This is a genomic window from Duganella fentianensis, from assembly GCF_009857835.1.
Lineage (GTDB): Bacteria > Pseudomonadota > Gammaproteobacteria > Burkholderiales > Burkholderiaceae_D > Rugamonas > Rugamonas fentianensis.
The window spans coordinates 1,085,151-1,111,061 of the sequence record NZ_WWCL01000001.1 but is presented as its reverse complement, the minus strand read 5'-3'; the positions used below and the strand labels follow the sequence as shown (position 1 = coordinate 1,111,061).

Sequence of the window (25,911 nt, the reverse complement as noted above, 5' to 3'; positions counted from 1 at the left end):
GCGAATTATACCTGCTTGTGCAGTACTACAGAATCATGACAAGAAAAAAGCCGGGCGAACCCGGCTTTTTTACACAGATGTTGCAAAACTAGACAGACGTTGCCGTCTGTTCCAGTTTTTTAGGCAGCTTCGCCTACGACAGCAACGGTCACTTCCACCAGAACGTCGGTGTGCAGCGACACGCTCACTGGGTGCTCGCCAACAGCCTTCAGAGGGCCGGTAGGCATACGCACAGCAGCTTTCTCAACAGGGAAACCTGCTTTGGTCAGCGCTTCAGCGATGTCGAAGTTGGTGACGGAACCGAACAGACGGCCGTCAACGCCGGCTTTCTGCGATACGGTCACGGTCATGCCGTTCAGTTTTTCGCCTTGGGCTTGCGCAGCAGCCAGTTTAGCGGCAGCAGCTTTTTCCAGTTCAGCGCGTTTTACTTCGAATTCCGCCACAGCAGCAGCGGTAGCGCGGCGTGCCATTTTTTGCGGGATCAGGAAGTTACGTGCGTAACCGTCTTTAACTTTAACGACTTCACCCAGGTTGCCCAGGTTGACAACTTTTTCCAACAGAATGATTTGCATAGTTCTTCTCCAGAATCTTATCTAGCCGCCGCAATTAAGCGTTGTGCAGATCGGTGTAAGGCAGCAGGGCCAGATAGCGAGCGCGTTTGATCGCGGTGTCCACTTGACGCTGGTACAGCGCTTTGGTGCCGGTCAGACGTGCTGGCATGATTTTGCCGTTTTCCTGGATGAAATCTTTCAGGGTGTCGACGTCTTTGTAGTCAACTTGTTCAACGCCAGCAGCGGTGAAGCGGCAGAACTTCTTACGTTTGAACAGTGGGTTTTGTTGCTTACGCTTTTCTTTCAGCTTGAGCTTGTTTTTGTCGAACTTTTTACCGAATGCCATTTTAGGCTCCTGTATCTAAATTGAGCTGTCTTGGACAGCACTAAAATCAATGATGTGAAACACCAGGCTTTTGCTATTGCGGTTCTTCTTGTTCAGAAAACCGCTGAACTGATACAGCCCTCCCAGTGGCGCCTGATGAAACCGGTTTGAAATTTCGCCTGCAGCAACTGCGGCTATTTCAAACTCGCTCACCCGCGCAATTCCTGCCTCGACTTGCTGCGACCGGTGCTGAAGGACAGCATTCACGATCGGCATACCGGCCGGGGTGTAGCGCAAGGCTTCCCGTTCGGCGATCAGGGCAATGAACTGGAGCTGATTCAGTTCGCCTCCTTCAGCTCTTAGGCTGCAGGAGCAGCAGCGGCTGCAGGAGCTTCGGCGCGATGCGATTTCGCTGCATCTTCACGTTGTACCGACTTCATCATAGGCGAAGGAGCGGTTTCAGCTTTCTTCATCTTGACGGTCAGGTGACGCAGCACGGCATCATTGAATTTGAAGGCGGTTTCCAGCTCGACCAGGGTCTCGTTGTCGCATTCGATGTTCATGCAGATGTAGTGCGCTTTCGCCAGTTTCTGGATCGAGTAAGCCATTTGACGACGGCCCCAATCTTCAACACGGTGTACGTTACCGCCACGGCTCGTTACGGATGCTTTGTAACGTTCGATCATGGCAGGCACTTGCTCGCTTTGGTCCGGATGGACGATAAATACTATTTCATAGTGACGCATGCAAACTCCCTTAAGGACTGTGAATATGCCCACCCTGGCGTCAAGACAGGTGTGGGAAGAGGTAAGCCCGCGACTATAGCAGCTTTTATGACAAAAAGCCAGCACACCGGATGAACTTGCTCCAGATGAATTTATTTCGCTCAAAGCAACAAATCCCCTTGCATTTCGCGCCACACTGTACAAAAATACAGACTGTCTATATCCACAGGCCAAACGCCCTCTATGATCAAGCTCACCGCACGGCAGGAACAGATTCTTAATCTGATCAAGGATGCCATCGAGAACACGGGTTTCCCGCCCACCCGCGCCGAAATCGCTCAGGAACTGGGCTTCAAATCGGCCAATGCAGCGGAAGAACACTTGCAGGCACTGGCGCGCAAGGGCGCCATCGAGATCGCTGCCGGCACGTCGCGCGGCATACGCCTGATCGGCGCGCATGCCGAAGCAGCCATGCCGAAAGTACCGGCCGCGCTGATGATGTCGCTGCCGCTGATCGGCCGCGTGGCCGCCGGTTCGCCCATCCTCGCGCAGGAAAATCTGGAAACCAGCTACAGCGTCGATCCTGCCATGTTCGCTTCCAAGCCGGACTACCTGCTCAAGGTACGCGGCGAGTCGATGCGCGACGCCGGCATCATGGATGGCGATTTGCTGGCCGTGAAAAAAGTCGATAGCGCCAAGAACGGCCAGATCGTGGTGGCCCGCATCGGCAATGAAGTCACCGTCAAGCGCTACCGCAAGACCGGCAGCAATATCGAACTGCTGCCGGAAAACCCTGACTTCAAGATCATCAAGGTCGATCCCGAAGCGGACGAATTCGCGCTCGAAGGTCTGGCCGTCGGCCTGATGCGCACCTGGCACTAAGCCGGCGGCGCAAATAAAAAAGGGAGGTGGCACCGGCATGCTGGTGCCACCTCCCCTTTTTTATGCCCGATTTAGTCGCTGATGGGCAGCTTAGCTGGCGTTAAGCGCGCTGGCAAAATCCGCCAGCAGATCGTCCGTATCTTCGATGCCGACCGAAACGCGGATCAGCGATTCAGCGATGCCCATCGAAGCACGGCGCTCGGCGCCCATCTCGTAGAAGATGGTATGCGCCACCGGAATGATCAGGGTACGGGTATCGCCCAGATTCGAAGCCGGAATCGCCAGTTGCAAGCGATTCAGGAAATCGAAGCAGTCGATGCCGTCTTTCAGTTCGAAGCTCAGCAGCGAACCATAGCTGCGGAACAGCTCACCGGCCAGCTTGTGCTGCGGGTGCGAAGCCAGCCCCGGATAGTAGACCGCCGCGACGCGTTCATCTGCTTCCAGCAGGCGCGCCAGTGCCAGCGCATTGGCGCAGGTGCGCTCCATGCGCAGCGCCAGCGTCTCCGCACCCACGGCGATGTGGTGCGCGGCTTCCGGTGCCAGCGAAGCACCGAAGTCGCGCAAGCCTTTGGCGCGGATCTGTGCCAGCCCCCACTGCTTGGCCGCTGCCTTCTTGTAGTTCTCGTAGATGTTGGGGAACTTGGTCCAGTCGTACGCGCCCGTATCGGTCAGGCTGCCGCCCAGTGCCATACCGTGGCCGGCGATGGACTTGGTCAGCGCATTCACCACCAGACCGGCGCCTACGGCTTTCGGCAGGAACAAATACGGCGTGGTCATGGTGTTATCGACGATGTACAGGATGCCGCGTTCGCGGCACAGTTCACCGATGCGGGCCAGATCGGCAATCTGGGTGCGCGGATTGGCGATGGTTTCGACGAAGACGATGCGGGTCTGCTCGGTGATGGCCGCCGCCACAGCATCCACGCTGGTGGCATCGACGAACGATACGGCCACGCCCTGCGCCATGGTGGTCTGCCACAGGCTGTTGGTATTCCCGAACAGGAAGGAGGACGACACCACATGGTCGCCGGCGCGCAGCAGCGCCTGGAACACGGCGCCGATGGCGCCCATGCCCGTTGCGAAGCACAGCGTACCGACGCCCTGCTCCATCTGGTTCACTTTATCTTCCAGCGCCGAGACAGTCGGATTGCCCTGACGGCCGTAGCGGAAGCCCGGCTCCTTGCCCTGAAACACGGAAGCCAGCTGGCGCGCGTCGGCGTAGCCAAAGGCCACCGAAGTATGCACTGGTTTATGCAGAGAACCGTGCTCGATGCCTTTGCGGCGGTCGTTGTGCAGGATGGTGGTGGTAAAGCCGTAATTCTTTTTGTCGTTCATGAGTACAGATTCAAAAAAAAAAACCCGGTGCAGACTGCACCGGGCATTCATCAGCCTTCCGTGGCTGCGAGATTCAGATTCAGCTGGGTACGTGCCGCATCCTCAGGCTTGCCGGCCTTGGGGTTGTGGCGCGCATATTCCAGCTTGTCCAGATAGTCTTTCGAAATATCGCCGGTGACGTAGACGCCATCGAAGCACGACGCTTCGAAATTCTGCAGCGCCGGATTCACATCCGCGATGGCGCGTTTCAGCGCGTCGATGTCCTGATACACCAGCGCATCGGCGGTGATTTCGCGGCACACTTCTTCGTTGCTGCGGCCGTAGGCGATCAGCTCGTCGCGGGTAGGCATGTCGATGCCGTACACGTTAGGGTAGATCACCGGTGGCGCAGCCGATGCGAAGATGACTTTCTTGGCGCCTGCTTCACGGGCCATCTGCACGATCTCGCGGCTGGTGGTGCCGCGCACGATGGAGTCATCCACCAGCAGCACGACTTTGTCCTTGAATTCGCTGGCGATCGCGTTCAGCTTCTGGCGCACGGATTTTTTCCGCGCGGCCTGACCCGGCATGATGAAGGTACGGCCGATGTAGCGGTTCTTGATGAAGCCTTCGCGGTATTCCACGTTCAGCGCCAGTGCCAGCTGGATCGCGGCAGGACGCGAGGAATCGGGAATCGGCATGACCACGTCGATTTCGCCATCCTTGAATTCGCGCTTGATTTTCTCGGCCAGATATTCACCCATCTTCAGACGGGTGGCGTAGACGGAAGCACCGTCGATCACGGAATCGGGACGGGCCAGATACACGAACTCGAACACGCATGGGTTCAGGGTCGGATTGTCGGCGCACTGACGCGTGTGCACGTTCATTTCCAGATCGATGAACACGGCTTCGCCCGGCGCGATATCGCGCACGAAGCGGAAGCCCATGCCTTCCAGTGCTACCGATTCAGAAGCCACCATGTATTCGGTGCCTTGCGCCGTTTCGTTCTTGCCCAGGCACAGAGGACGGATGCCGAACGGATCACGGAAGGCCAGCAGACCCACGTCAGCGATCTGCGCCACGGCAGCGTAGCCGCCGCGCACACGGCGGTGCAGCACGGCCACGGCCTGGAAGATGGTGTCCGCATCGATCGAGATGCCGGTGGTGGCTTTCTGGATTTCGTGCGCCAGCACGTTCAGCAGCACTTCCGAATCGGAATCCGTGTTGATGTGGCGGCGGTCGATCTTGAACATGTCCTGCTTCAGCTGTTCCCAGTTGGTCAGGTTGCCGTTGTGCGCCAGCGTGATGCCGTACGGAGCATTGACGTAGAACGGTTGCGCTTCTTCTTCGCTCGACGAGCCAGCGGTAGGATAGCGGCAGTGGCCGATACCGGAGTTACCTTGCAGCGTACGCATATTACGGGTACGGAAGACGTCACGCACCAGACCATTGGCCTTGTGCATGGCGAACATGCTGCTGTGATTGGTCGCAATACCCGCCGCATCCTGACCGCGGTGCTGCAACAGCAGCAGTGCGTCATACAGCAATTGATTGACAGGTTGATGGGAAACGACGCCGACGATGCCACACATGATGTTGCTCCTGGACAGGTACTACAGATTTAAAGACTTCAAAAATTCACATGCTGCGCGAGCGCAGCGGGTAACAGCGGTTTGACATGGTGCGCGAGAGCTTCCGCATACGGGCTCAAGCGCGCGTCACGCCAGAAAGGCTGCTGCGGTATGGACGTCATGCCGCACAAAATCACTACCGTCAGCACGATCAGCAGACCGCGCAACAATCCGAACGCCACGCCCAGCAGACGATCCGCCCAGCTCAGGCCGCCGGCTTCCAGCAAGGCACTGAGCGCCATGGCCAGCAAACCGGTCAGAATACGGGTGCCGATAAACAGGGCGATAAACGCCAGTATCAGCCGCAGCACTTCACCGGGCACGGCTGGCGGCAGCATCTGCCCCAGCGCCGCCGCGTAGGCATTGGCCACCACAAACGCCAGCACCCAGCCGGCCAGCGACAGCACTTCCTTGACCAGTCCGCGCATCAGGCTGATCACCACCGAGGCGCCCAGCACGAACAGCACCAGATAGTCGAATACCGTCACGCTGCGTGGCCCGTTAGCGTAGCGTTACTGGGCTTCCACGCGGCCGCTCAGGCCCATGGAACTCAGCTTGGCGCGGACTTTTTCCGCGTCATCCTTGTTGCTGAACGGGCCCACACGCACACGGGTGCGGTCACCGGACGGGGTTTTCTCGGTGAAGGAACTGATGCCGGCTTTTTTCAGCTTGTCGCGCAGTTCTTCCACCTTGTCGTGGTCGGTCAGAGCGGCCACCTGCAGCACGAATTTCTGATTGCCTTCGGCAGCCGCTGCGGCCGGCTTGGCGGCAGGTTTGCCTTCCAGTATAGCCAGCGCACGCGCATCTTCCGCTGCCTTGGCGTCACCACCGGGCCTGGCGCTCTCGCCGGCCTGCTTGGCCGCTGCCGCACGGGCTTTGGCATCGGCCGCCGCTTTCACTTCGGCCATCTTGCGCTCCACTTCCAGCTTGTAATCGGCATCCTGACGGGCTTGCGCTTCAGCCTTGGCTTCGCGCTCCTGACGGGCGCGGACAATAGCTTCGGAACGGGCGCGCGAGTCGGAGCGCAGTTCCGGCTCGGCCTGTGCACTCTCGACCCGCACCGGCGCCACCTTGGCGGGCGTACCGGCCGCTGGCGCAGCTTCTGCAGCCGCAGCAGGAGCGGAGATCGTCGCGTCGGCCTTGAGCGACAGCGCACCACGGCCAGCCTTGCCCGGATCGACTATTTCTTCTTTGGCATCGAGCGCAGCGCTCTGCGCCACTACCGGCGTCATGCCGGCAGCATCGGTGCGGTCTTTGGGAGGAATCTTGATTTCTATATCGGACGACAGCGGCTTGGGCTCGGAATCGAGCACCATGGGCAGGCCGATGGCCACGCCCAGCGCCAGCGCAATGGCGCCCACCAGACGGCGGCGCGCGCGTTTCTTTTCCGGCAGCATAGGATCGTCCGCGTCGCGTTCGCGCCCGCCCCGTCCCTTGCTATTGGCCGACGAAGCGCGCTTGGAACGGGCGCGCTCCGTCATTGTCTGCTCGTCGGCGCTGCTGTAGTAGCCGCTATCCTGACCAGCAGTATCTTGCTTGTTTTTACCGAGTTTCGAGAACAAGCCCATGCGTGATTTCAGTCCTGTGCGTTCAGTGTAGAGCGGATTTTCGCGCCGCCATGACACCGGCGACAGTGAGGAAAGATCCAAAGACCACAATTCTATCATTCTCCCCGACCCGGCTGATGGCATTTGCGTAAGCCGAGCCCGGATCATCGAAGGTGGTGATGGTGCGTTCGTCGCGTTCCGGCTGCACGGCCTGCACTTTCGCCGCCAGTTCGGCTGCCGTGGCCGAGCGTGGCGTAGGCAGCGTGGCCAGGCACCAGTGATCGACGTGTTCCGACATGGCGGCAATCACGCCTTCGATATCCTTGTCCTGCATGGAGCCGAACACGGCATAGGTGTAGGGGTGGTAGCCCATGTTGCCGAGGTTCTGGTTGAGCGCGGCTGCCGCATGCGGATTGTGCGCCACATCGAGGATCACGCTAGGGCGGCCCGGCAGCACCTGGAAGCGGCCCGGCAGCTCTACCGTCACCAGCCCCGTGCGCACTTCCTGCGCGCCCACCGGCAATTCCAGCTTGAGTGCTTCCAGCGCGGCCAGCGCAGCGCAGGCATTCAGTATCTGGTTGGCACCGCGCAGGCTAGGATAGGCCAGCGCATTGCGGCGCTGGCTGCGGCCGCCGTAGTTCCACTGCTGCTTGTCGCCCGAATAGTTGAAGTCGCGCCCCATCAGCCACAGATCGGCACCAATCGCGTTGGCATGGTCGATCAGCGATTGTGGCGGCACGGGGTCGGAGCAGATTGCCGTCTTACCGGCGCGGAAGATGCCGGCTTTCTCGAAACCGATGGCTTCGCGCGTATCGCCCAGATAATCCGTATGGTCGATATCGACGCTGGTGACGATGGCCACATCGGCATCGACGATGTTGACGGCATCCAGACGGCCGCCCAGCCCCACTTCCAGTATCACCACATCCATGCCAGAACCAGCCAGCAGATGCATGATGGCCAGCGTGGTGAATTCGAAATACGTCAGCGGGGTATCGCCGCGCACGGCTTCGACGGCATTGAAGGCTGCCACCAGGGCCGCATCGCTGGCCAGATCGCCATTCACGCGGGCACGCTCGTTAAAGTCGAGGAAGTGCGGCTTGATGTACAGGCCCACCTTGTAGCCGGCGCGCAGCAGCACGGATTCCAGCATGGAACAGGTCGAACCTTTGCCGTTGGTACCGGCCACCATGATCACGGGGCAGCTGAATTGCAGCTGCAAGCGTTCCTTGACGGCCAGAACGCGATCCAGCCCCATATTGATGACGGTTTCGGCGTGGCGCGACTCCAGCAGCGCTAGCCAGTCAGGCAGGTTATCAGGCGTGGCGGCAGGGGTCGAAACAGGGGTAGTTTGGGAGCTAGGCATGGTGATCGGATGGTGACTCAGAATGTAAAACGGCGCGCAGGCCGGATGATACCGGATTGCGCGCCGTCGCGTGGCAAAGCCAGCGAATTTTAGGCGAGAACTTCGGCGGCCTGATTCTGCAGCAGGGCCAGCAGACGGGCGATTTCTTCGCGCATCTTGCGGCGGTCTACGATCATGTCCACGGCACCCTTGGTGACGAGGAACTCGGCACGCTGGAAGCCTTCCGGCAGTTTTTCCCGCACGGTGTTTTCGATCACGCGCGGGCCGGCGAAGCCGATCAGGGCTTTGGGCTCGGCAATCACCACGTCGCCCATGAAGGCGAACGAAGCGGACACGCCGCCCATGGTCGGGTCGGTCAGCACGCTGATGAATGGCAGTTTCTTGTCGGACAACTTGGTCAGCATGGCCGTGGTCTTGGCCATCTGCATCAGCGACATCAGGCCTTCCTGCATACGCGCACCGCCGGTGGCGGTGATGCAGACGAACGGCACTTTCTGTTCCAGCGCCACTTGCGCGCCACGGACGAAACGCTCGCCGACGACGGAACCCATGGAACCGCCCATGAATTCGAACTCGAAGCAGGCCACCACAACGGGCAGGCTCATGATGGAGCCGCCCATGACGATCAGCGCATCGGTCTCGCCGGTGGCTTCCATGGCCTGTTTCAGGCGGTCTGGGTATTTCTTGCTGTCTTTGAATTTCAGGCTATCGACTGGCAGGGTGTCCATGCCGATTTCGTAGCGGCCGCCGGCGTCGAACAGGCTGTCCAGACGTTCGCGCGCACGGATACGCATGTGGTGGTCGCATTTCGGGCAAACATGCAGGTTCGATTCCAGATCGGTGCGGTACAGCACGGCTTCGCAGGATGGGCATTTGACCCACAGACCTTCGGGCATGGTCTTGCGAGCGCCAGCATCGGAACGCTGGATTCGTGGGGGCAGCAGTTTTTCCAACCAACTCATAAATTCTCCTTACAGCAAACTTGTGGCCGAAGTGTAGCCGTTTCTGGCCCCCCTGTCGAACATTGCGATACATTAATTTTTCGGTTTCGTCATGTTCCCGTCGCCGTTTTAGAGTAAATCCCCTACTGCTTGACTCACATCTCCCCCTTAAAACTGGTGAGTTCCAACGGCAACAGCAAGCCCGAGCGCGCGATATTTCTTAAATACAATTCCATGACTCTTTCAGCTGGCCAACCCGCATCTAAACCAATGTTGTCGAAATAGGCAACAACATCTTTATGCAAATGCAAGTTCAATTCTCGTCCAGCGGTAACAAACGGGTTGGGGATAGAAACCCAGTCTCCCGCCTCGTGCGGCACATCGCCCGCTGGCAAACGTGCGTGATGATACCTATTCGTCATATCGATCTCCAGTAACGACGCTTCTCCAACCCCAAGGCCAGACGCGCTGAAATAATCCGTATCACATCATTCACTTCACAACTATAGATAACAACTAACAACCTGCCCCGCTGGCTAAGGCCCAATATCTGATAACGTGGCTCCGAGTCCGAGTGGTCGATATCAGCCCAGTAACAGGCGAGAATGTCGTCGAACACTGTCGCCGCCTCGTCGAAGCTGACGCGGTGCTTGAGCAGATTCAGGCGGGCTTTGTTGGGATCGGAAAGAAAACGCACCGCGGCTCACTTCCACCATAGTCAGTAGTGCACTATGGAGCAAGGTGAGCCGCGGAATTTGATGTGCACCAAACGGGCGCACGGAGGAAGTTTATGCTGCGCAGTTAGGCGTCGAGCGCGCTGCGGATACCGGCCACGAAAGTCTCAACCGCCGACACGGCTTTCTCCGCACCCACGTTTTCGATTTCCTGAATGATGCGGCTACCGATCACCACGGCATCGGCCACTTCGGCCACGGCACGCGCAGTAGCACCGTCACGGATGCCGAAACCGACCCCGATAGGCAACGCCACGTGCTGGCGGATCGCTTTCAGACGTTCGGCTACTTCCACCGTGTCGATATTGCCCGCCCCCGTCACGCCTTTCAGCGAAACGTAGTAGCTGAAACCGCCACCCACCTGGGCCACCTGCGCAATGCGCTGCTCGGTCGAGGTGGGCGCCAGCAGGAAGATCAGATCGAGTCCGGCCGCGCGCATGGCGGCCGAAAACTCGACGCACTCTTCCGGCGGGTAATCCACCACGATGGCGCCGTCGGCACCGGCTTTCTGCGATTCAGCGATGAAACGCGCCGCGCCGATACGTTCGATAGGATTGGCATAGCCCATCAGCACCACGGGCGTGTGCTGGTTGGTCTTGCGGAATTCGGCCACCATGGCGAACACATCCATTATGCCCACGCCCTGTGCCAGCGCCCGCTCGCAGGCGCGCTGGATCACGGGGCCTTCCGCCATAGGATCGGAAAACGGTACACCGAGTTCAAGGATGTTGGCGCCACCGGCCACCATGGCATGCATCAGCGGCACCGTCAGACTCGGTGCCGGATCACCGGCCGTGATGAAAGTAATCAGGGCCGTCTTGTTCTGTGCCTTCAGCTCGGCAAAAGTTTGTGCGATGAGGGACATGTCGGCTCCTTAATTAAAATTCAAACCCATACGTTCAGCCACCGTATGCATGTCCTTGTCGCCCCGACCCGACAGGTTGGCCAGAATAATCTGATCGGCTGGCAGCGTGGCCGCCAGCTTGAAGGCATAGGCCAGCGCGTGCGACGACTCCAGCGCCGGTATGATGCCTTCGATATGGCAGCAGTCATGGAAAGCCGCCAGTGCTTCTTCGTCCGTAATGGAAACGTACTGGGCGCGGCCGCTATCCTTCAGATAGGCGTGCTCCGGCCCCACACCCGGATAGTCGAGACCGGCCGAAACGGAATGGGTTTCGATGATCTGGCCGTTTTCATCCTGCAGCAGATAGGTGCGGTTGCCGTGCAATACGCCCGGATAGCCCTTGGTCAGCGAAGCCGCATGCTTGTCGCCATCCAGACCTTCACCGGCCGCTTCCACGCCCACCAGACGCACCTGTTTCTCGTCGATGTAAGGGTAGAAAATCCCCATGGCGTTGGAGCCGCCACCGATACAGGCCACCACGTAGTCAGGCTGGCGGCCCGTCATTTCCGGCATCTGTACCAGACACTCTTCGCCGATCACGGACTGGAAGTCGCGCACCAGCATAGGGTAAGGATGGGGACCGGCCACCGTGCCGATGATGTAGAAGGTGTTCTCGATATTCGTCACCCAGTCGCGCATGGCTTCGTTAAGCGCATCCTTGAGGGTTTTCGAACCGGATTCCACCGGCACCACGGTGGCGCCCAGCAGCTTCATGCGGTAGACGTTCTGGGCCTGACGCTTGACGTCTTCGCTGCCCATGTAGACCACGCATTCGAGGCCGAAACGCGCGCAGATGGTGGCCGTGGCCACGCCGTGCTGGCCGGCACCCGTCTCGGCGATGATGCGGCGCTTGCCCATGCGCTTGGCCAGCAGTGCCTGCCCGATCACGTTGTTGATCTTGTGCGCGCCGGTATGGTTGAGGTCTTCGCGCTTGAAGAACACTTGCGCGCCGCCCGCCTGCTGCGACCAGCGCTTGGCATGGTAGACGGGCGAAGGACGGCCGACAAAGTGCTTGAGTTCGTAACGGAATTCTTCGAGGAATTCGGGATCTTTGCTGAACTTCTCGTAGGCCTGATTCAGTTCGGCCAGAGCGTAGGTCAGGGTTTCGGCGACAAAGGAGCCGCCGTAAGGGCCGAAGTGGCCGCGGTTGTCAGGTAAATCGTAATCTTTAGCGTGGAACAGGGGCTGCGCTGGCGCATTCATGATGGGTTGCTCTCTCGATTAAGTCATCTCCGGCACGCACGGCTGCAACAAATGCAGCAATCTTGCGGCCATCCTTGATCCCCTTGGCCGCTTCGACACCACTGCTGATATCGACGGCGTAGGGGCGTACCTCGCACACTGCGTCAGTGGCGTTGTGTACGCTCAAGCCACCACTCAAAACGACCCGAGGCGCGAGCTCTTTTGGAATGAGAGACCAATCAAAACCCTTTCCAGCGCCACCGTAGGCATCCACATAGGTGTCCAGCAACAGGCTGGTGAACCAGGGACCGGCAGCGCGGCATTGTTGCTCGTATTCTAGCAAATCAGCGGGCGCTGTGTCAGGTTTGACGCGGAATACCCGCACATAGGGGCGCTTGGCCGCAGCGGCGATGGCGGCCGATTCGGCCACAGTCTCATCGCCATGCAGCTGGATCAGGCCGATGGGAGCGACGGCTACCGTGGCCGCTACTTCCGCGGGGGTGGCATTCACGAACAAGCCCGTGCAGGTGACGAAGGGCGGCACGGCAGCCATCAGGGCGGCCGCCTGCTCGGGCGTGACATAACGGGGGCTGTTCGGATAGAACACAAAGCCGATGGCATCGGCACCGGCAGCCACCGCAGCCTGCACATCTTCTACGCGGGTCAGACCGCAAATCTTGATACGGGTGCGTGCCATGCTTAACCTTTAAAACCAGACCAGAGGACTATCCGCATCCTGCGGCAGCTGCCATTTCAGATCGTAACCGACGCGGGCCAGATACAGGCCATCGGGCATGAACGTGGGCGCCGCCTGCGTGCGGTCTTTACTTTCCAATAACTGTCCCAGCCATTCCGGGGGTTCCCGCCCGCTGCCGATGTAGACCAGCGACCCGACCAGATTGCGCACCATGTGGTGCAGGAAGGCGCTGGCCGTGATGGTGAACACGATCAGCTCGCCCTGCTGGCGGATCTTGATCTCGTGCATCAGCTTCATGGGGGACTTGGCCTGACATTGCGCCGCGCGGAAGGCGCTGAAATCATGCCAGCCTATCAGCGGCTGCACGGCCTGCTGCATCAGTCCGACGTCGAGCGGACGGAAGAAGAAACCGGCCCGTCCTGCCAGCAAAGCACTGCGCACGGGATGGTTATGCAAGACGTAATGGTAGGTGCGCGAGTGGGCACTGAAGCGGGCGTGGAAAAAGTCCAGCGCCGCGGGATCGCCTTCCAGCTGCTTGGCCCAGCGCACGCTGATCGACGGTGGCAAGAAGGCATTGGCGGCGCGCACCCAGGCGTGATCTTCGCGCTCGAGCTCGGTATCGAAGTGCACCACCTGTTCCAGCGCGTGTACGCCAGCGTCGGTGCGTCCCGCGCAGGTAGTCGCCAGTTTTACCGTGGCAAATTTTTCCAGTGCCTCTTCCAGCTTGTCCTGCACGGTCAGGCCACCCGGCTGCTTCTGGTAGCCCTGCCATGCATTGCCGTCGTACTGGACGCCGATTACTATCCGTTTCAATTGCTGCCCGATCTGTTCTCTGAGTCAGCCATTATATACGGGCACAAGAACAGGCATAGCAGGCCCAGACAGGCGCCGCGCGCCTTGCTGCGGCAGCGGCGCCGTCCCGACCATGCTTAGCCCAGCTGGGCCAGCATGGTATTGGCTTTGGCGATCTGGCTAGAGTTACCGCCGCGCAGCACCTCTTCCAGCAGTTCGCGCGCCCCTTCCTTGTCGCCGATTTCCTGATAGGCCACGGCCAGATCCAGCTTGGTATCCATTTCCATATGCTGGGCCGACATCGGCTCGTCGGCTGCAGCATCGGCCGCGGCCGGCTCTGCTGCAGCGCTGGCCACTTCCGGCAGATCCAGATCGATGCTGGACAGATCGAATTCCTGCGCCGCCGGTGCCGGTGCCGGCGTGACTTCTTCCGCAGCCTGTAGCAGGCTGGCCAGATCTTCGTCGACCTGTGCTGCGGCTGCAGCATCAGCTGCTGCCGCAACGCTATCGGCCACTGGCGCCTGCAGGTCAAAGCCGGCCAGATCCAGATCGAGCGGATCGCTGGCCGCTGCTGCCGCAGGTGCCGGCTCGCCCGGCAGATCGAGCGTGAAGTCCAGATCCGGTATGGCCGGCGCCTCGGCCGCCGCTGCAGCAACAGGTTCCGCTGCGCTGGCTGGCAGTTCGATGGCCGCAGGCGCATCGGCGACCGGCTCGAAGCTCAGGCCAGCGAGATCGAAGTCCATCAGATTACTGTTTTCAGCCGCCACCGAGGCTGGCGAAATGGCCGCATCGGCCGCTTGCGGCAGCGCCGTCTCCATGCCGCTATCAAAATTCATCATGGCGCTATCGGCGCTGGCAGCGTAAGGGTCCGCCGCCACTTCTGCTACCGGTGCGGCCGGCGCCGAAGTATCCGGGCCGCGCGTGTAGAGCGGATTGGCGGCATCCAGTGCCTGCCCCATGGCTGCAGCCTGGGCCCATTCTTCACCCTCGCCACGGGTCAGGCCATACAGTTCTTCGGCCTGCTCCTCGAAACCGCGCGGATCCTTGCGGGCCGTGTAGATTTCCAGCAGCTTCAGGCGGGCCGGATGGCGCTCGGGATTGACGCGCAGCGCTTCCTTCAGAATTTCTTCAGCCTGCGCATCACGGCCGTAGGCGATATACACATCCGCTTCCGCTACTGGATCGACTTCATTGGTATCGAGCTGGCTGGCCGACGGGGCGAAATTGGAATTGAACACGCTGTTGCTGGTATCGACGCTCTGCCCGCCCGTCTCCTCGATCAGGGACTGGGCGGTCAGGGCCGGATCTTCGACCGCGATGGTTTCTTCCTTAGGCACTTCGAACTTGCGCCGGCGTCGTGCCGCCAGCAGCGCACCGCCACCGGCCAGCAGCGTGGCGGCCGCAATGCCGACATACTGCAGGTTATCCATCAGGATTTCGAAGATACTAGGTTCAAGCGGTTTCTTCGGTGGCAGCACCAGCGTACGCTTAGGTTTGGCCGGTGCCGAAGCAGCGGCGGAAGCGGAGGCGGACGCGGACGCGGAGGCCGATGCAGAAGCCGAGGCCGAAGCGGAAGCTTTGGCCGCCACCTTGCTCTTCATGGCCATCAGGTTTTCCAGATCGCGCACATTTTTTTCCAGCTCTTTGGTGCGGGCGTCGGCTTCTTCCAGCTCTTTCTGTTTAGCGATCTTGTCTTCTACCGCCAGCCCGGTCTTGCCCTGCTCCGGCGTGCCGCTGGCCGCTTTCGACAGAGTCAGCTTATCCTTGGCCGCATTGACGGCATTCGGCTTTTCTTCCACCTTGGCGGTAATCTTGCCCGTCACGTTCTGGCTCAGGTCTGCTTCCTTGGCCGGCGTGCTGGCCGCCACCTGTCCTGCCAGCTTGGCACGGTAGGCGGCAAAGTCGGCCGCGTGGGCCACCACTACGCCACGTGCTTCGCCTTCCGGTGCACTGCTGCGGATTTCGTCGCTGCCCGGCACTGCCAGAATCTGGCCCGACTTCAGGCGATTCATATTATTGCCCGAGAAGGCTTCCGGATTGGCGCGGTACAGCGCTACCAGCATCATGTCGAGCGACACATCCTGCGGTTTGACCTGACTGGCGATGCGGCTCAGGCTATCGCCCTTCTTGACGGTGTATTCGCTGGCAGGCTGTGCCGATGCGGCGGCAGGTGCGGCAGGTGCAGCGCCAGGCGCCTGCGCTGCCGGGGTTGCAGGAGTTGCGGCAGCACTGGCGGCCGGTGCGGTAGACGGCGCTGGCGCGCTTGGCGCGGCTGGCAGCGGACGCCCCAGATCCACCGGCGCCGCCACTTGCGGTGCCTGCGTGGCGCGCATTTCGGCCGGATCGAGCAGGAAGGTATATTCGCGTACGATGCGGCCACCGTTCCAGTTCAGCTCCATCAGCATATCGACGAAAGGCTCGTTGATAGGCTGGCTGGAACTGACCTTGATCACCTGCCGGCCAGCGCGCTGCTCCACATCGAAGCGCAGCGACAGCAGCGCCGGATTGAAATCGATATTGGCGACGCGGTAGGCATCGGCTGGCGCCAGCTTGGCCACCAGCGCGCCCGCTTCATCAGCCGTGACAGCTGTCAGCTCGATCTCGGCGCGCAGTGGCTGGCCCAGCGAGGACAGCACCGTCAGCTTGCCCAGTCCGGCCGCATGGGCAGACGCCATCAGCACCGCACTGGCAACCGCACCAGTGAGAGTTTTCAACGCAAACGAAGCAAAGCGGGAACGATTCGGTACAGGCATAGTGGGCAGCATTAGGTTGTCAGAGGGAAAATGTTACTTTCCCAGATATCCCAACATATCATCATGCTTTGAGGCACGCAAGCTTTGCACGATGTATGACGGGCCAGTTGTCACGTCTACGCCTACTTTAGACGAAAAAAAGGGGTTTCCCCTATGAGAGCATAGAGAGAAAACCCCTTCAACTCGGGCGATCAAACGCCCGTTCAGAACTGCAACCCGGCTTAGTTGTCCAGAACAATGCGCAGCATGCGGCGCAGTGGTTCGGCCGCACCCCACAGCAGCTGGTCGCCCACGGTGAAGGCCGACAGGTAGTCCGGACCCATTTCCAGTTTGCGCAGACGGCCCACCGGTATCGTCAGACCGCCCGTCACTGCAGCTGGCGACAGCTCTTTCATCGACGCTTCACGGGTATTCGGCACCACTTTGGCCCACTGGTTGGCGGAAGCGATGATGTCGGTGATTTCGTCCAGCGGCACATCTTTTTTCAGCTTGATGGTCAGTGCCTGCGAGTGGCAGCGCATGGCGCCGATACGTACGCACAGGCCATCGACAGGAATCGGCTTGGAACCGAAGTCGGCGCCCAGACCCAGAATCTTGTTGGTTTCCGCGCCGGCCTTCCACTCTTCTTTCGACTGGCCGTTGCCCAGATCCTTGTCGATCCAGGGAATCAGGTTGCCGGCCAGCGGGACGCCGAACTGTTTGGTTTCGTCAGCGGTCAGGCCGTGCTGGGTCGCCAGCACCTGACGGTCGATTTCCAGAATCGCCGAAGCAGGGTTGTCCAGCAGCGGCTTGATGGCGCTGTTGATGGTGCCGAACTGGGTCAGCAGTTCGCGCATGTGCTGGGCGCCGCCGCCCGATGCTGCCTGATAGGTCATGGACGTCATCCACTCCACCAGATTGTTCTGGAACAGGCCGCCCAGACCGATCAGCATGCACGATACCGTGCAGTTACCGCCGATGAAGTTCTTCACGCCCTTGCCCAGCGCGTCCTTGATCACGTGCATATTCACCGGATCGAGCACGATCACGGCATCTTTTTCCATACGCAGCGTCGAAGCCGCGTCGATCCAGTAGCCGTTCCAGCCTGCGGCGCGCAGTTTCGGGAACACTTCGGTGGTGTAATCGCCGCCCTGGCACGAAATGATGATTTCGCACTTTTTCAGTTCGTCGATATCGGTGGCGCTTTTCAGTTTGGTTTCATTCTTCGCCATCTTCGGGGCATCGCCACCGGGATTCGAAGTAGTGAAGAACACCGGCTCGATGTGGGCGAAATCGCCCTCTTCCTGCATACGCTGCATCAGCACCGAACCGACCATACCACGCCAACCTACCAAGCCTACCAGTTTCATAATCATTCCTTGAGTTTCAGTTTCTTCCCGAACGGGACTGCTGTAGCTTGGCTTTCCCCAGCTGTTGCGGCAGTCAGTCCCGGTGCTTACTTCTTTACACCAGCGCTTTCACGACGGCGTTACCCATTTCTTCCGTGCCCACTTTGGTGGTACCGGCTTCGTAGATATCGCCAGTACGCAGGCCTTGCGCCAGCACGGCCTTGACGGCGTTCTCGATACGGTCAGCCTGTTCCGGCTTGTTGAGCGAGAAGCGCAGCATCATGGCGGCCGACAGGATGGTCGCCAGCGGATTGGCGATGCCTTTGCCGGCGATGTCCGGTGCCGAGCCGTGCGAGGGTTCGTACAGGCCCTTGTTGTTGGCATCCAGCGAAGCCGATGGCAGCATGCCGATCGAACCGGTCAGCATCGCGGCGGCATCGCTGAGGATGTCGCCGAACATATTGCCGGTCACGATCACGTCGAACTTCTTCGGTGCGCGTACCAGCTGCATGGCGGCGTTATCGACATACATGTGCTCGAGCGCGACGTCCGGATATTCCTTGTGCACGTCGATCACGATGTCTTTCCAGAACTGGAAGGTTTCCAGCACATTGGCCTTGTCCACGCTGGTCAGGCGCTTGTCGCGCTTCTGCGCCGCCTGGAACGCCACGCGGGCGATGCGGCGGATTTCGCCTTCGGCATAGCGCATGGTATCGAAACCTTCGCGCTGGCCTTTGAACGGGCCGTCCGGGCACTCGCGTACGCCGCGCGGCTGGCCGAAATAGATATCACCGGTCAGTTCACGGATGATCAGAATGTCCAGACCGGACACCACTTCCGGCTTCAGCGTGGAAGCGCCGGCCAGTTCAGGGTACAGAATCGCCGGACGCAGATTGGCGAACAGGCCCAGTTGCTTGCGCAGGCCCAGAATAGCCTGCTCGGGACGCAGCGAGCGTTCCAGATTGTCATACTGGTAGTCGCCAACGGCGCCGAACAGCACCGCGTCGGCCGCTTTGGCCAGCGCCAGCGTGGCTTCCGGCAGCGGGTGGCCGTGGGCCGCATAGCCGGCGCCGCCGACCGGTGCCGTTTCCAGCTCGAAGGACTCGCCCAGCACGTTCAGTACCTTGACGGCCTGGGCGACGATTTCCGGGCCGATACCGTCGCCCGGGAGAATTGCGATTTTCATGTTGAGATCTTGGTTAGCGTTTAGATGACATTGGCCAGCCATGGCTGGCTAGCCAGATGGCGCTCTTCGAAAGCACGGATAGTGTCGGCATGGCGCAGGGTCAGGCCGATATCGTCGAGCCCGTTCATCAGGCAGTATTTGCGGAAGGCGTCGATCTCGAAGGGATAGGAGACGCTGCCATTGCTGGTGGAAATGCGCTGCTGTTCAAGGTCCACCACCAGACGGTAACCGGGGAAGGCCTTGACTTCATTGAACAGATGATCGATCTGTGATTCGGATAAAACGATGGGCAGCAAGCCGCTCTTGTAGCAGTTGTTGAAGAAGATGTCGGCAAACGACGGTGCGATGATGGCGCGGAAGCCATACTGGTCGAGTGCCCATGGTGCGTGCTCGCGCGAGGAGCCGCAGCCGAAGTTCTTGCGCGCCAGCAGAATCGAGGCGCCCTGATAGCGCGGCTGGTTCAGCACGAAATCAGGATTGAGCGGACGCTTGCTGTTGTCCATGCCCGGTTCGCCGTGGTCCAGATAGCGCCATTCGTCGAACAGGTTGGGGCCGAAGCCGGTGCGGTGGATGGACTTCAGGAATTGCTTGGGAATGATGGCGTCCGTATCGACGTTGGCGCGATCGAGCGGTGCTACCAGCCCTTCATAAATCGTAAATTTATCCATGATGCTCTATAAGTGGACGGCAGCGCAGACCGTGCTGCGCGCCGTCATGGGGGTCCGTTTTAATGGCCCGCGGCGCCCTGCACCGCCTGGCCGGCTTTCTGCACATCCTTGCCGATACCGGCGACGGTGTTGCAGCCAGTCAGAGTCAGCGTGGTCATGGCGAGAATAGTCAGTGCGATCAGTTTTTTCATATTGGGGCCTCGTGGGTCGTAAGAGTTGAATTAACGCAGGCTGCGTACGTCAACGAAGTGGCCGGCGATACCGGCTGCCGCAGCCATCGCGGGCGACACCAGATGGGTGCGACCGCCCTGACCCTGGCGTCCTTCGAAATTGCGGTTGGAGGTGGAAGCGCAGCGCTCGCCCGGATCCAGCCGGTCGGCATTCATGGCCAGACACATCGAGCAGCCCGGATCGCGCCATTCGAAACCGGCAGCGCGGAAGATCTGGTCCAGACCTTCGCGTTCGGCCTGTTCTTTCACCAGACCGGAGCCCGGCACCACCATCGCCAGCTTGACGTTGGAAGCGCGCTGTTTGCCGCGCACCACTTCGGCGGCAGCACGCAGGTCTTCGATGCGCGAGTTGGTGCAGGAACCGATGAATACTTTGTCGATGCGGATATCGCTGACGGCGGTATTCGGTTTCAGGTCCATGTACACCAGCGCTTTTTCGATGGCGTTACGCTTGACTTCATCTTTTTCGTGGTCCGGATCAGGGATGCGGCCATCGATGGCCAGCACCATTTCCGGCGAAGTGCCCCAGGTCACCTGCGGCTTGATCTCGGCGGCGTTCAGCGTCACCACCAGATCGAAGCGCGCACCGGCGTCCGAATGCAGGGTGCGCCAGTATTCGACGGCGCGATCCCAGTGCGGGCCAACTGGCGAGAACGGACGGCCTTTGACGTAGTTGATGGTGGTATCGTCCACGCCGATAATGCCGGCGCGGGCGCCCGCTTCGATCGCCATATTGCAGACCGTCATACGGCCTTCCATGGACAGCGCGCGGATGGTGGAACCACCGAATTCGATGCAGTAGCCGGTACCGCCGGCGGTGCCGATCTTGCCGATGATGGCCAGTACGATGTCTTTGGCCGTCACCCCGGCCGGCAGCGCGCCGTCGACCTGCACCAGCATGGCTTTGGATTTTTTCTGCAGCAGGGTCTGGGTGGCCAGCACGTGCTCCACTTCCGAGGTGCCGATGCCGTGCGCCAGTGCGCCGAAGGCGCCATGGGTGGAGGTATGCGAATCGCCGCACACCACCGTCATGCCCGGCAGGGTCGCGCCCTGTTCAGGCCCGATCACGTGGACGATGCCCTGACGCTTGTCGTTCATGTTGAAATAGGTCAGGCCGTAGGACTTGGCATTGCTGTCCAGCGTTTCCACCTGCAGGCGCGAAACGGGATCGGCGATACCCTGATCGCGGCCGGTAGTCGGCACATTGTGGTCGGCCACGGCCAGATTGGCCGACACCCGCCATGGCGCGCGCTTGGCGGCACGCAGGCCGTCGAAAGCCTGCGGGCTGGTGACTTCGTGCACCAGATGGCGGTCGATGTAGAGGATGGTGGTGCCGTCTTCTTCGGCCTTCACCACGTGGGATTCCCAGAGTTTGTCGTAAAGCGTCTTCATCATATTCGTTGAGTACTGCTACTGCCTGTGTGAGTGATCCACTTCGATTATGCCATATTGTGCAACGCAATAGCGGTCGCTGCGGTCGGCCTCGTGAGCTGATGCAGTTCCGCTCATTTGATACACTTTTTATGACTCCTTTTAAAAAATTCCGTGCTGCAATGAAAAAAAAGCCTGCGGGGTCGCAGGCTTAGTGTCTTACTGGCCCCGCTATTTGCTAGGCCGCCATGCGCACATTGCCTCGACACCCGTCCATCAGGAAGGATAGGCCTACCACTAGCACTAGCTCGCCTTCGGCCGAACGTGCGGTACCGGTAATGCCTTCGACGGCAATCGCAGTCATAGGTTTGATCACGAGGTCGGCTGTACCGTCCACCGCTTCCACCGCCAGAATATACGGTTGTGGCGCTGCAACAACAATACCGACTTTCTCGCGGCAGTCTTCATAACCGAGCGCACCGGCCAGCGAACGCACCGGCAGCGGACGACCCTGATCTTTCAGCACGGGCGCGCCGCCCACTTCCATGAACTCTTCCGGCAGTTCCACCACACGCTGTACCACGGCCATCGGCAGCGCCAGTGCGGCGCCCGAGGTCGAGACCAGCATGGTCGGCACGATCGACAGTTCGATCGGCAGACGGATGGCGAACTTGGTGCCTTTGCCCAGTTCCGATTCGATGTGGATGGCACCGCGGTTTTTCTCCACGGCGGTTTTCACCACGTCCATGCCGACGCCGCGGCCGGACACGCTGGAAGCCACTTCCTTGGTCGAGAACCCGGGCAGGAATACCAGCTGGAAGCAATCGTCGGGCGTCAGCTGGGCCGATTCGGAAATCAGGCCCTTCTGCAATGCCTTGGCACGCAGCTTGACGGGGTCCATGCCCTTGCCGTCATCCTGCAGCACGATCATCACGCTATTGGCTTCCTGCCAGGCTTTGAGTGAAATATACGACTTGATGGACTTGCCGGCGCCAGCACGTTCTTCCGGCGTTTCCACCCCGTGATCGAGTGCGTTACGCAGCATGTGCACGAGCGGATCGTACAGGCTGTCCACCACCACGCGGTCGACTTCGGTCTCCGCACCCTCGATGGTCAGTTCCACGTCCTTGCCCAGGTCCTTGGCCAATTCGCGTACCAGTCGCGGGAACTTCTGGAACAGCCGGCCGACCGGCTGCATACGGGTGGCCAGCGTGGCGCGCTGCAGTTCGGTGGAATAGCGCGAAGCACGTTCCAGCGTTTCTGCCAGCGTGGCCATCAGCGTCTGGGCCTGACCTTCGAATTTGAATTGCAGCAGACGTTCGAGCAGCACGGCTGCCTGATTGGCAGCCTGCACGGATTCGCCGGCCACTTCCAGCAGCGCATCGAGCTTGACGGCATCGACGCGGATCGATTCTTCCTTGGCAGGCGCAGCGTGCGGACGTTCGTCGCGCTTCTCGGCCGCTTCGCGCTTGACAGCCGTCGCAGCAGGATTGGAGCCGGTGGCTGCCGGCGCAGGCGCAGCAGCGGCAGGCGCTGGCGCCGGTGCCGCAGCAGAAGCAGCAGGAACGGCGGCCGGTGCAGCCACGGCAGCAGCGGGGGCCGGCGCAGCGGCGGCCGCGGCCGGACGGGTGTAACTACCGGGCGGCATCACCGCTTCATACATGGCATCCCAGTCGAGACCGTTGGCCGTCATGGTCGAGGCATTGCCGTCGACTGGTGCGGCCGCCGGGGCTGGAGCCGGAGCTGCGACAGCTGCCGGGGCAGCGGCCACAGGGGCAGCGGCCGGTGCCGGTGCAGCTGCGGCAGGCGCCGAGTCGGTTTTGCCGTCGATGGCATCTTTCAGAATGATTTCCAGATCGTGCGGCATGGCCGGCAGCGTATCCGGTTCGACACCGTTATTCAGTTCGGCCAGCTGGTCGGCCACAAAACCGGACGCCTGCAGCGCCGCTTCGATCGCCAGCGGCGTAACGGGCGCAGCACCGGTACGCAGCGCATCGAACAGATTTTCTGTCAGGTGGCAGGCGGCAACCAGTGCGGGCAAGCCCATGAAACCGGCACCACCCTTGATGGTGTGGAAGGAGCGAAACACTGCATTCAGTGTTTCCTTATTGTCTGGGTCGCGTTCGAGCTTGAGCAGATGCTCTTCAACGTTGACCGCAAGATCCATCGCCTCGACGACGAAATCCTTGAGCATATCGTCCATTAGAATCCCAGATCAGCAAGCAAGTCGTCAACACTATCCTGGCTCAGCGCAACGGTCGGGGTCGACGGGCCTTGCATCAGGGTCACTTCTTTCGCTGCAATTTTCTCGCGCAGGGCTGGCGGTGCGTTATCACGCAGCAGCATGGCCAGTTCCTGTTCCACGGTCTTGGTGATGATCACGACTTTCTTGATCAGCTGACCGGTAATGTCCTGGAAGTCCTGCGCCATCATGATTTCCAGCAAACGGGCTTTCTCCGCTTCCGTGGCAGAGGAAACGGCCGCTGCAAAGGCTTGCGAATCGCCGGCCAGCTGCTTGAACTGTTCCTGACTGAGCTTGCCTGCGAACAGATCGGCCCAGCGGTCTTCCATGTCCTTGGATTTTTTCGACAGGGCATCCTGTTCCGGCATGCCTTCGTCCAGCGTATTGAGTACCTTGTTGGCAGCCTGCTCGGTCAGCGTGGCCACGTATTCGAGGCGGTCCTGCGCATCATTGATCTGCGAGGACGCTTCCGTCAGCGCCTTGTCGTAACCGAGTTCGCGCAGCGAATCGTGCAGCAGACGCACAATTCCGCCCAGGCGTTCGAACATCGGCTTTTCTTCGTCCGCGCCGCCAGCGGCTTCCGCAGCGGCCGGAGCAGCCGCAGGCGCCGCCACTACGTCGGCGGGACGCGCAGCAGCTACTTCCTCGAACAGACTCTCTAGATCGTCCTCGGCAGCAGCCGGTGCGGGAGCAGGCGCTGGAGCTGAAGTCTTGCTCTGCGCAGACACTTCATCAAATAATGCGTCGAAATCGTCAGCGGCGTTGGTCATAATCCCTGCTTCTCCATAATTTGTAAAAATGCTGCCCTAAACTTGCTTTACGGGTAATGACTCTCGGCAATATAGTGCACCTGCCTGAGTGTAGCAGGCCACAGCCAGATTATTCAATCCCGTCACAGGGTCGCCTCCCCTGCGCCACGAGTCCAGCCCATGTTTCGTTGTATTTGGTGATACTAACATCGCTTACGGCGACAAAACATGGTTCATGACACAAAAGTAGTGCCCCGGTGCAAAAAAACCCGCGACTCGGTAGCAAAACCACATCGTCCCACTAGGAAATCTTGCCTTCACTTGATAATCATCAACTCTTTCCATAGTGGCAATAATGTAAATCGGGTCTAGAATAAAGCATGATAGAGCACAGTTACGCAAGGAGGTTGACCATGTACCGCAAAATCCTGCTCACCACCGACGGCTCGGCCGTTTCCAGCAAAACAGCCTGTGCCGGCGTCGCCTTCGCCGCCCAGATGCAGGCGGAAGTACTGGTGCTGTTTGTCGCACCGGAATACCAGTATCCGATCTATGTAGAAATCGTGCCCCCCAGTTACCCCAGCGAAGACGATTACCGCGCCGCCATGCTGCAGGCGGGCGAAGAACATACCCGCGCCGTGGTACAGGCCTGCCAGCAGCACGGCCTGCCCTGCCGCAGCATGACGGCCTTCGCCGAACATACGGCACTGAAAATCGTCGAGGTGGCGGAACAGCAACAGTGCGATCTGATTTTCATGGGTTCGCATGGCCGCAGCGGCTGGGGACAATTACTTTTAGGCAGTGTGACCAACAAGGTGTTGTCCCACACTAGCCTTCCGGTACTCGTACACAGGCTGATCAAGGAACCCGATAGCAAGTAAAAAACTGGTAGTCGATTTTTATAGTAAGATTATAAGATTGGCTCAAACATAATAAATCTTACCTAAAATCACTATTCATGATCCGCATAGTCATTGCTGACGACCATACCATCATGCGCGAAGGTCTCAAGCGCATTCTCGACGGCGCGCCGGACATCGATATCGTGGGTGAAGCCATCGATGGTTTCGAAGTACTGGGCCATGTCCGCCAGGGCGGCTTCGATCTGCTGCTGCTGGATCTGTCCATGCCCGGCCGCAGCGGCGTCGATCTGATCCGCCAGATCCGTTCGGAAGCGCCCAAGCTGGCCATCCTGATCCTCACCATGCACGAAGAGGAGCAGTACGCCGTGCGCGCCATCCGCGCCGGCGCCCAGGGCTATCTGACCAAGGAAAGTGCCGGCACCCAGCTGGTGGGGGCGATCCGCAAGGTCGCTTCGGGCCGCCCTTACATCAGCACCGGCGTGGCCGAACAGCTGGCCCTGAATATCATGGCGCCCAACGAGAGCCTGCTGCACAAGCAGCTGTCGGACCGCGAGTTCGAAGTGTTCTCGCTGCTGGTGGCCGGCAAGTCCATCACGGAAATCGCCAACAGCCTGCACCTGAGCGTCAAAACGGTCAGCACACACAAGACCCGCATCATGCAGAAAATGGGCATGAGTTCGCTTTCAGAAATGGTGCAATACGCAGTTGCACACCGTTTGCTCTCGCCTTTCAAGACTTGAAAACACTTTTTTTCTCTTAGGAAAACTCCTACAAGACGGCGTGTTCTCCTACGGCCAGATTCAGCCGTTGCCGATATATCCGGATTGCTTCTGTTGGCATACTGAAATCACTGAGTGCCATGCCATACCACAGGAGATGATCATGCTGTCCACACCTAGCCCCGAACTACGCCCCGCCGGCACCACC

General features: G+C 60.0%; 27 protein-coding genes. 3 read left to right on the top strand and 24 right to left on the bottom strand.

Features of this window, described 5'->3' with window-relative positions:
- Positions 1–119: 119 nt before the first annotated feature.
- Genes rplI through rpsF form a run of 4 tightly spaced genes read right to left on the bottom strand, consistent with a single transcriptional unit; the run spans position 120 to position 1,622 of the window.
- A complete protein-coding gene (rplI, locus tag GTP23_RS04815; protein WP_155433397.1) occupies positions 120–572 on the bottom strand; it encodes a 50S ribosomal protein L9 in 453 nt (150 codons plus the stop codon).
- A gap of 34 nt (positions 573–606) precedes the next feature.
- Positions 607–897, bottom strand: coding sequence for a 30S ribosomal protein S18 (rpsR, locus tag GTP23_RS04810; RefSeq protein ID WP_155433396.1), 291 nt, complete (start codon positions 895–897; stop codon positions 607–609).
- A 15-nt stretch (positions 898–912) separates the two neighbouring features.
- Positions 913–1,218: a primosomal replication protein N gene (priB, locus tag GTP23_RS04805; protein ID WP_155433395.1), complete on the bottom strand. Its 306-nt coding sequence runs from the start codon at positions 1,216–1,218 to the stop codon at positions 913–915.
- Positions 1,219–1,235: 17 nt separating this feature from the next.
- Complete coding sequence (rpsF, locus tag GTP23_RS04800; RefSeq protein ID WP_155433394.1) at positions 1,236–1,622, bottom strand: 30S ribosomal protein S6; 387 nt, start codon at positions 1,620–1,622, stop codon at positions 1,236–1,238.
- A gap of 222 nt (positions 1,623–1,844) precedes the next feature.
- Here rpsF and lexA point away from each other — a divergent pair, with 222 nt between their 5' ends.
- Positions 1,845–2,483, top strand: coding sequence for a transcriptional repressor LexA (gene lexA / locus GTP23_RS04795; protein ID WP_161034081.1), 639 nt, complete (start codon positions 1,845–1,847; stop codon positions 2,481–2,483).
- Positions 2,484–2,573: 90 nt separating this feature from the next.
- Here the strand turns inward: lexA and GTP23_RS04790 are convergent, their stop codons facing one another.
- From GTP23_RS04790 to GTP23_RS04695, 20 genes are all read right to left on the bottom strand, one after another.
- Positions 2,574–3,818: a cystathionine gamma-synthase family protein gene (locus GTP23_RS04790; RefSeq protein ID WP_161034080.1), complete on the bottom strand. Its 1,245-nt coding sequence runs from the start codon at positions 3,816–3,818 to the stop codon at positions 2,574–2,576.
- A gap of 50 nt (positions 3,819–3,868) precedes the next feature.
- Positions 3,869–5,392, bottom strand: a complete 1,524-nt coding sequence (gene purF / locus GTP23_RS04785; RefSeq protein ID WP_161034079.1) for an amidophosphoribosyltransferase — start codon at positions 5,390–5,392, stop codon at positions 3,869–3,871.
- 38 nt (positions 5,393–5,430) lie between these two features.
- A complete protein-coding gene (locus GTP23_RS04780) occupies positions 5,431–5,919 on the bottom strand; it encodes a CvpA family protein (RefSeq protein ID WP_161034078.1) in 489 nt (162 codons plus the stop codon).
- Between the two features lie 24 nt (positions 5,920–5,943).
- Positions 5,944–6,999 carry an SPOR domain-containing protein gene (locus GTP23_RS04775; protein WP_161034077.1) on the bottom strand — a complete coding sequence of 352 codons (1,056 nt, stop codon included), beginning with the start codon at positions 6,997–6,999 and terminating at the stop codon, positions 5,944–5,946.
- Positions 7,000–7,021: 22 nt separating this feature from the next.
- A complete protein-coding gene (gene folC, locus GTP23_RS04770; protein WP_161034076.1) occupies positions 7,022–8,344 on the bottom strand; it encodes a bifunctional tetrahydrofolate synthase/dihydrofolate synthase in 1,323 nt (440 codons plus the stop codon).
- An 89-nt stretch (positions 8,345–8,433) separates the two neighbouring features.
- Positions 8,434–9,306, bottom strand: a complete 873-nt coding sequence (gene accD, locus GTP23_RS04765) for an acetyl-CoA carboxylase, carboxyltransferase subunit beta (protein ID WP_155433388.1) — start codon at positions 9,304–9,306, stop codon at positions 8,434–8,436.
- A 134-nt stretch (positions 9,307–9,440) separates the two neighbouring features.
- Positions 9,441–9,707, bottom strand: coding sequence for a hypothetical protein (locus tag GTP23_RS04760; RefSeq protein WP_161034075.1), 267 nt, complete (start codon positions 9,705–9,707; stop codon positions 9,441–9,443).
- On the bottom strand, positions 9,704–9,982 hold the full coding sequence (locus tag GTP23_RS04755; protein WP_161034074.1) for a BrnT family toxin: 279 nt from the start codon (positions 9,980–9,982) through the stop codon (positions 9,704–9,706). The genes GTP23_RS04760 and GTP23_RS04755 overlap by 4 nt, the downstream gene beginning before the upstream one ends.
- A 104-nt stretch (positions 9,983–10,086) precedes the next feature.
- On the bottom strand, positions 10,087–10,884 hold the full coding sequence (gene trpA / locus GTP23_RS04750) for a tryptophan synthase subunit alpha (protein ID WP_161034073.1): 798 nt from the start codon (positions 10,882–10,884) through the stop codon (positions 10,087–10,089).
- Between the two features lie 9 nt (positions 10,885–10,893).
- A complete protein-coding gene (trpB, locus tag GTP23_RS04745) occupies positions 10,894–12,126 on the bottom strand; it encodes a tryptophan synthase subunit beta (RefSeq protein WP_161034072.1) in 1,233 nt (410 codons plus the stop codon).
- Positions 12,092–12,802 (bottom strand): phosphoribosylanthranilate isomerase, encoded by a 711-nt coding sequence (locus GTP23_RS04740; RefSeq protein ID WP_161034071.1) that lies wholly within the window; start codon positions 12,800–12,802, stop codon positions 12,092–12,094. Before GTP23_RS04740 ends, trpB begins: the two co-directional genes overlap by 35 nt.
- A gap of 9 nt (positions 12,803–12,811) precedes the next feature.
- Positions 12,812–13,615, bottom strand: a complete 804-nt coding sequence (gene truA, locus GTP23_RS04735; RefSeq protein ID WP_161034070.1) for a tRNA pseudouridine(38-40) synthase TruA — start codon at positions 13,613–13,615, stop codon at positions 12,812–12,814.
- Positions 13,616–13,731: 116 nt separating this feature from the next.
- Positions 13,732–16,308, bottom strand: coding sequence for a motility hub landmark protein FimV (locus tag GTP23_RS04730; RefSeq protein WP_308494788.1), 2,577 nt, complete (start codon positions 16,306–16,308; stop codon positions 13,732–13,734).
- Positions 16,309–16,568: 260 nt separating this feature from the next.
- A complete protein-coding gene (gene asd / locus GTP23_RS04725; RefSeq protein ID WP_161034069.1) occupies positions 16,569–17,696 on the bottom strand; it encodes an aspartate-semialdehyde dehydrogenase in 1,128 nt (375 codons plus the stop codon).
- A 94-nt stretch (positions 17,697–17,790) separates the two neighbouring features.
- Positions 17,791–18,861 carry a 3-isopropylmalate dehydrogenase gene (gene leuB, locus GTP23_RS04720; RefSeq protein ID WP_161034068.1) on the bottom strand — a complete coding sequence of 357 codons (1,071 nt, stop codon included), beginning with the start codon at positions 18,859–18,861 and terminating at the stop codon, positions 17,791–17,793.
- A gap of 20 nt (positions 18,862–18,881) precedes the next feature.
- Positions 18,882–19,529, bottom strand: a complete 648-nt coding sequence (gene leuD, locus GTP23_RS04715) for a 3-isopropylmalate dehydratase small subunit (RefSeq protein ID WP_155433380.1) — start codon at positions 19,527–19,529, stop codon at positions 18,882–18,884.
- Positions 19,530–19,588: 59 nt separating this feature from the next.
- Positions 19,589–19,720 (bottom strand): entericidin A/B family lipoprotein, encoded by a 132-nt coding sequence (locus GTP23_RS04710; RefSeq protein WP_155433379.1) that lies wholly within the window; start codon positions 19,718–19,720, stop codon positions 19,589–19,591.
- Between the two features lie 30 nt (positions 19,721–19,750).
- The gene (leuC, locus tag GTP23_RS04705) at positions 19,751–21,154 is read right to left on the bottom strand and encodes a 3-isopropylmalate dehydratase large subunit (protein WP_161034067.1); all 1,404 of its coding nucleotides are present in this window, start codon (positions 21,152–21,154) and stop codon (positions 19,751–19,753) included.
- A gap of 214 nt (positions 21,155–21,368) precedes the next feature.
- Positions 21,369–23,333 carry a chemotaxis protein CheA gene (locus GTP23_RS04700; protein WP_161034066.1) on the bottom strand — a complete coding sequence of 655 codons (1,965 nt, stop codon included), beginning with the start codon at positions 23,331–23,333 and terminating at the stop codon, positions 21,369–21,371.
- Positions 23,333–24,142: a protein phosphatase CheZ gene (locus GTP23_RS04695; RefSeq protein ID WP_161034065.1), complete on the bottom strand. Its 810-nt coding sequence runs from the start codon at positions 24,140–24,142 to the stop codon at positions 23,333–23,335. Before GTP23_RS04695 ends, GTP23_RS04700 begins: the two co-directional genes overlap by 1 nt.
- A 392-nt stretch (positions 24,143–24,534) precedes the next feature.
- Between GTP23_RS04695 and GTP23_RS04690 the strand changes: the two genes are divergently transcribed.
- Positions 24,535–25,002: a universal stress protein gene (locus GTP23_RS04690; protein ID WP_161034064.1), complete on the top strand. Its 468-nt coding sequence runs from the start codon at positions 24,535–24,537 to the stop codon at positions 25,000–25,002.
- A gap of 77 nt (positions 25,003–25,079) precedes the next feature.
- On the top strand, positions 25,080–25,724 hold the full coding sequence (locus GTP23_RS04685) for a response regulator (RefSeq protein WP_155433374.1): 645 nt from the start codon (positions 25,080–25,082) through the stop codon (positions 25,722–25,724).
- The last annotated feature ends 187 nt before the right edge of the window (positions 25,725–25,911 follow it).

Excerpts from the sequence above, each read along its gene's own strand:
- rplI (WP_155433397.1), bottom strand. The coding sequence starts at position 572 with ATGCAAATCATTCTGTTGGAAAAAGTTGTCAACCTGGGCAACCTGGGT.
- rpsR (WP_155433396.1), bottom strand. The coding sequence starts at position 897 with ATGGCATTCGGTAAAAAGTTCGACAAAAACAAGCTCAAGCTGAAAGAA.
- rpsF (WP_155433394.1), bottom strand. The coding sequence starts at position 1,622 with ATGCGTCACTATGAAATAGTATTTATCGTCCATCCGGACCAAAGCGAG.
- lexA (WP_161034081.1), top strand. The coding sequence starts at position 1,845 with ATGATCAAGCTCACCGCACGGCAGGAACAGATTCTTAATCTGATCAAG.
- GTP23_RS04790 (WP_161034080.1), bottom strand. The coding sequence starts at position 3,818 with ATGAACGACAAAAAGAATTACGGCTTTACCACCACCATCCTGCACAAC.
- purF (WP_161034079.1), bottom strand. The coding sequence starts at position 5,392 with ATGTGTGGCATCGTCGGCGTCGTTTCCCATCAACCTGTCAATCAATTG.
- GTP23_RS04775 (WP_161034077.1), bottom strand. The coding sequence starts at position 6,999 with ATGGGCTTGTTCTCGAAACTCGGTAAAAACAAGCAAGATACTGCTGGT.
- folC (WP_161034076.1), bottom strand. The coding sequence starts at position 8,344 with ATGCCTAGCTCCCAAACTACCCCTGTTTCGACCCCTGCCGCCACGCCT.
- accD (WP_155433388.1), bottom strand. The coding sequence starts at position 9,306 with ATGAGTTGGTTGGAAAAACTGCTGCCCCCACGAATCCAGCGTTCCGAT.
- GTP23_RS04760 (WP_161034075.1), bottom strand. The coding sequence starts at position 9,707 with ATGACGAATAGGTATCATCACGCACGTTTGCCAGCGGGCGATGTGCCG.
- trpA (WP_161034073.1), bottom strand. The coding sequence starts at position 10,884 with ATGTCCCTCATCGCACAAACTTTTGCCGAGCTGAAGGCACAGAACAAG.
- trpB (WP_161034072.1), bottom strand. The coding sequence starts at position 12,126 with ATGAATGCGCCAGCGCAGCCCCTGTTCCACGCTAAAGATTACGATTTA.
- GTP23_RS04740 (WP_161034071.1), bottom strand. The coding sequence starts at position 12,802 with ATGGCACGCACCCGTATCAAGATTTGCGGTCTGACCCGCGTAGAAGAT.
- asd (WP_161034069.1), bottom strand. The coding sequence starts at position 17,696 with ATGAAACTGGTAGGCTTGGTAGGTTGGCGTGGTATGGTCGGTTCGGTG.
- leuB (WP_161034068.1), bottom strand. The coding sequence starts at position 18,861 with ATGAAAATCGCAATTCTCCCGGGCGACGGTATCGGCCCGGAAATCGTC.
- leuD (WP_155433380.1), bottom strand. The coding sequence starts at position 19,529 with ATGGATAAATTTACGATTTATGAAGGGCTGGTAGCACCGCTCGATCGC.
- GTP23_RS04710 (WP_155433379.1), bottom strand. The coding sequence starts at position 19,720 with ATGAAAAAACTGATCGCACTGACTATTCTCGCCATGACCACGCTGACT.
- leuC (WP_161034067.1), bottom strand. The coding sequence starts at position 21,154 with ATGATGAAGACGCTTTACGACAAACTCTGGGAATCCCACGTGGTGAAG.
- GTP23_RS04700 (WP_161034066.1), bottom strand. The coding sequence starts at position 23,333 with ATGGACGATATGCTCAAGGATTTCGTCGTCGAGGCGATGGATCTTGCG.
- GTP23_RS04695 (WP_161034065.1), bottom strand. The coding sequence starts at position 24,142 with ATGACCAACGCCGCTGACGATTTCGACGCATTATTTGATGAAGTGTCT.
- GTP23_RS04690 (WP_161034064.1), top strand. The coding sequence starts at position 24,535 with ATGTACCGCAAAATCCTGCTCACCACCGACGGCTCGGCCGTTTCCAGC.
- GTP23_RS04685 (WP_155433374.1), top strand. The coding sequence starts at position 25,080 with ATGATCCGCATAGTCATTGCTGACGACCATACCATCATGCGCGAAGGT.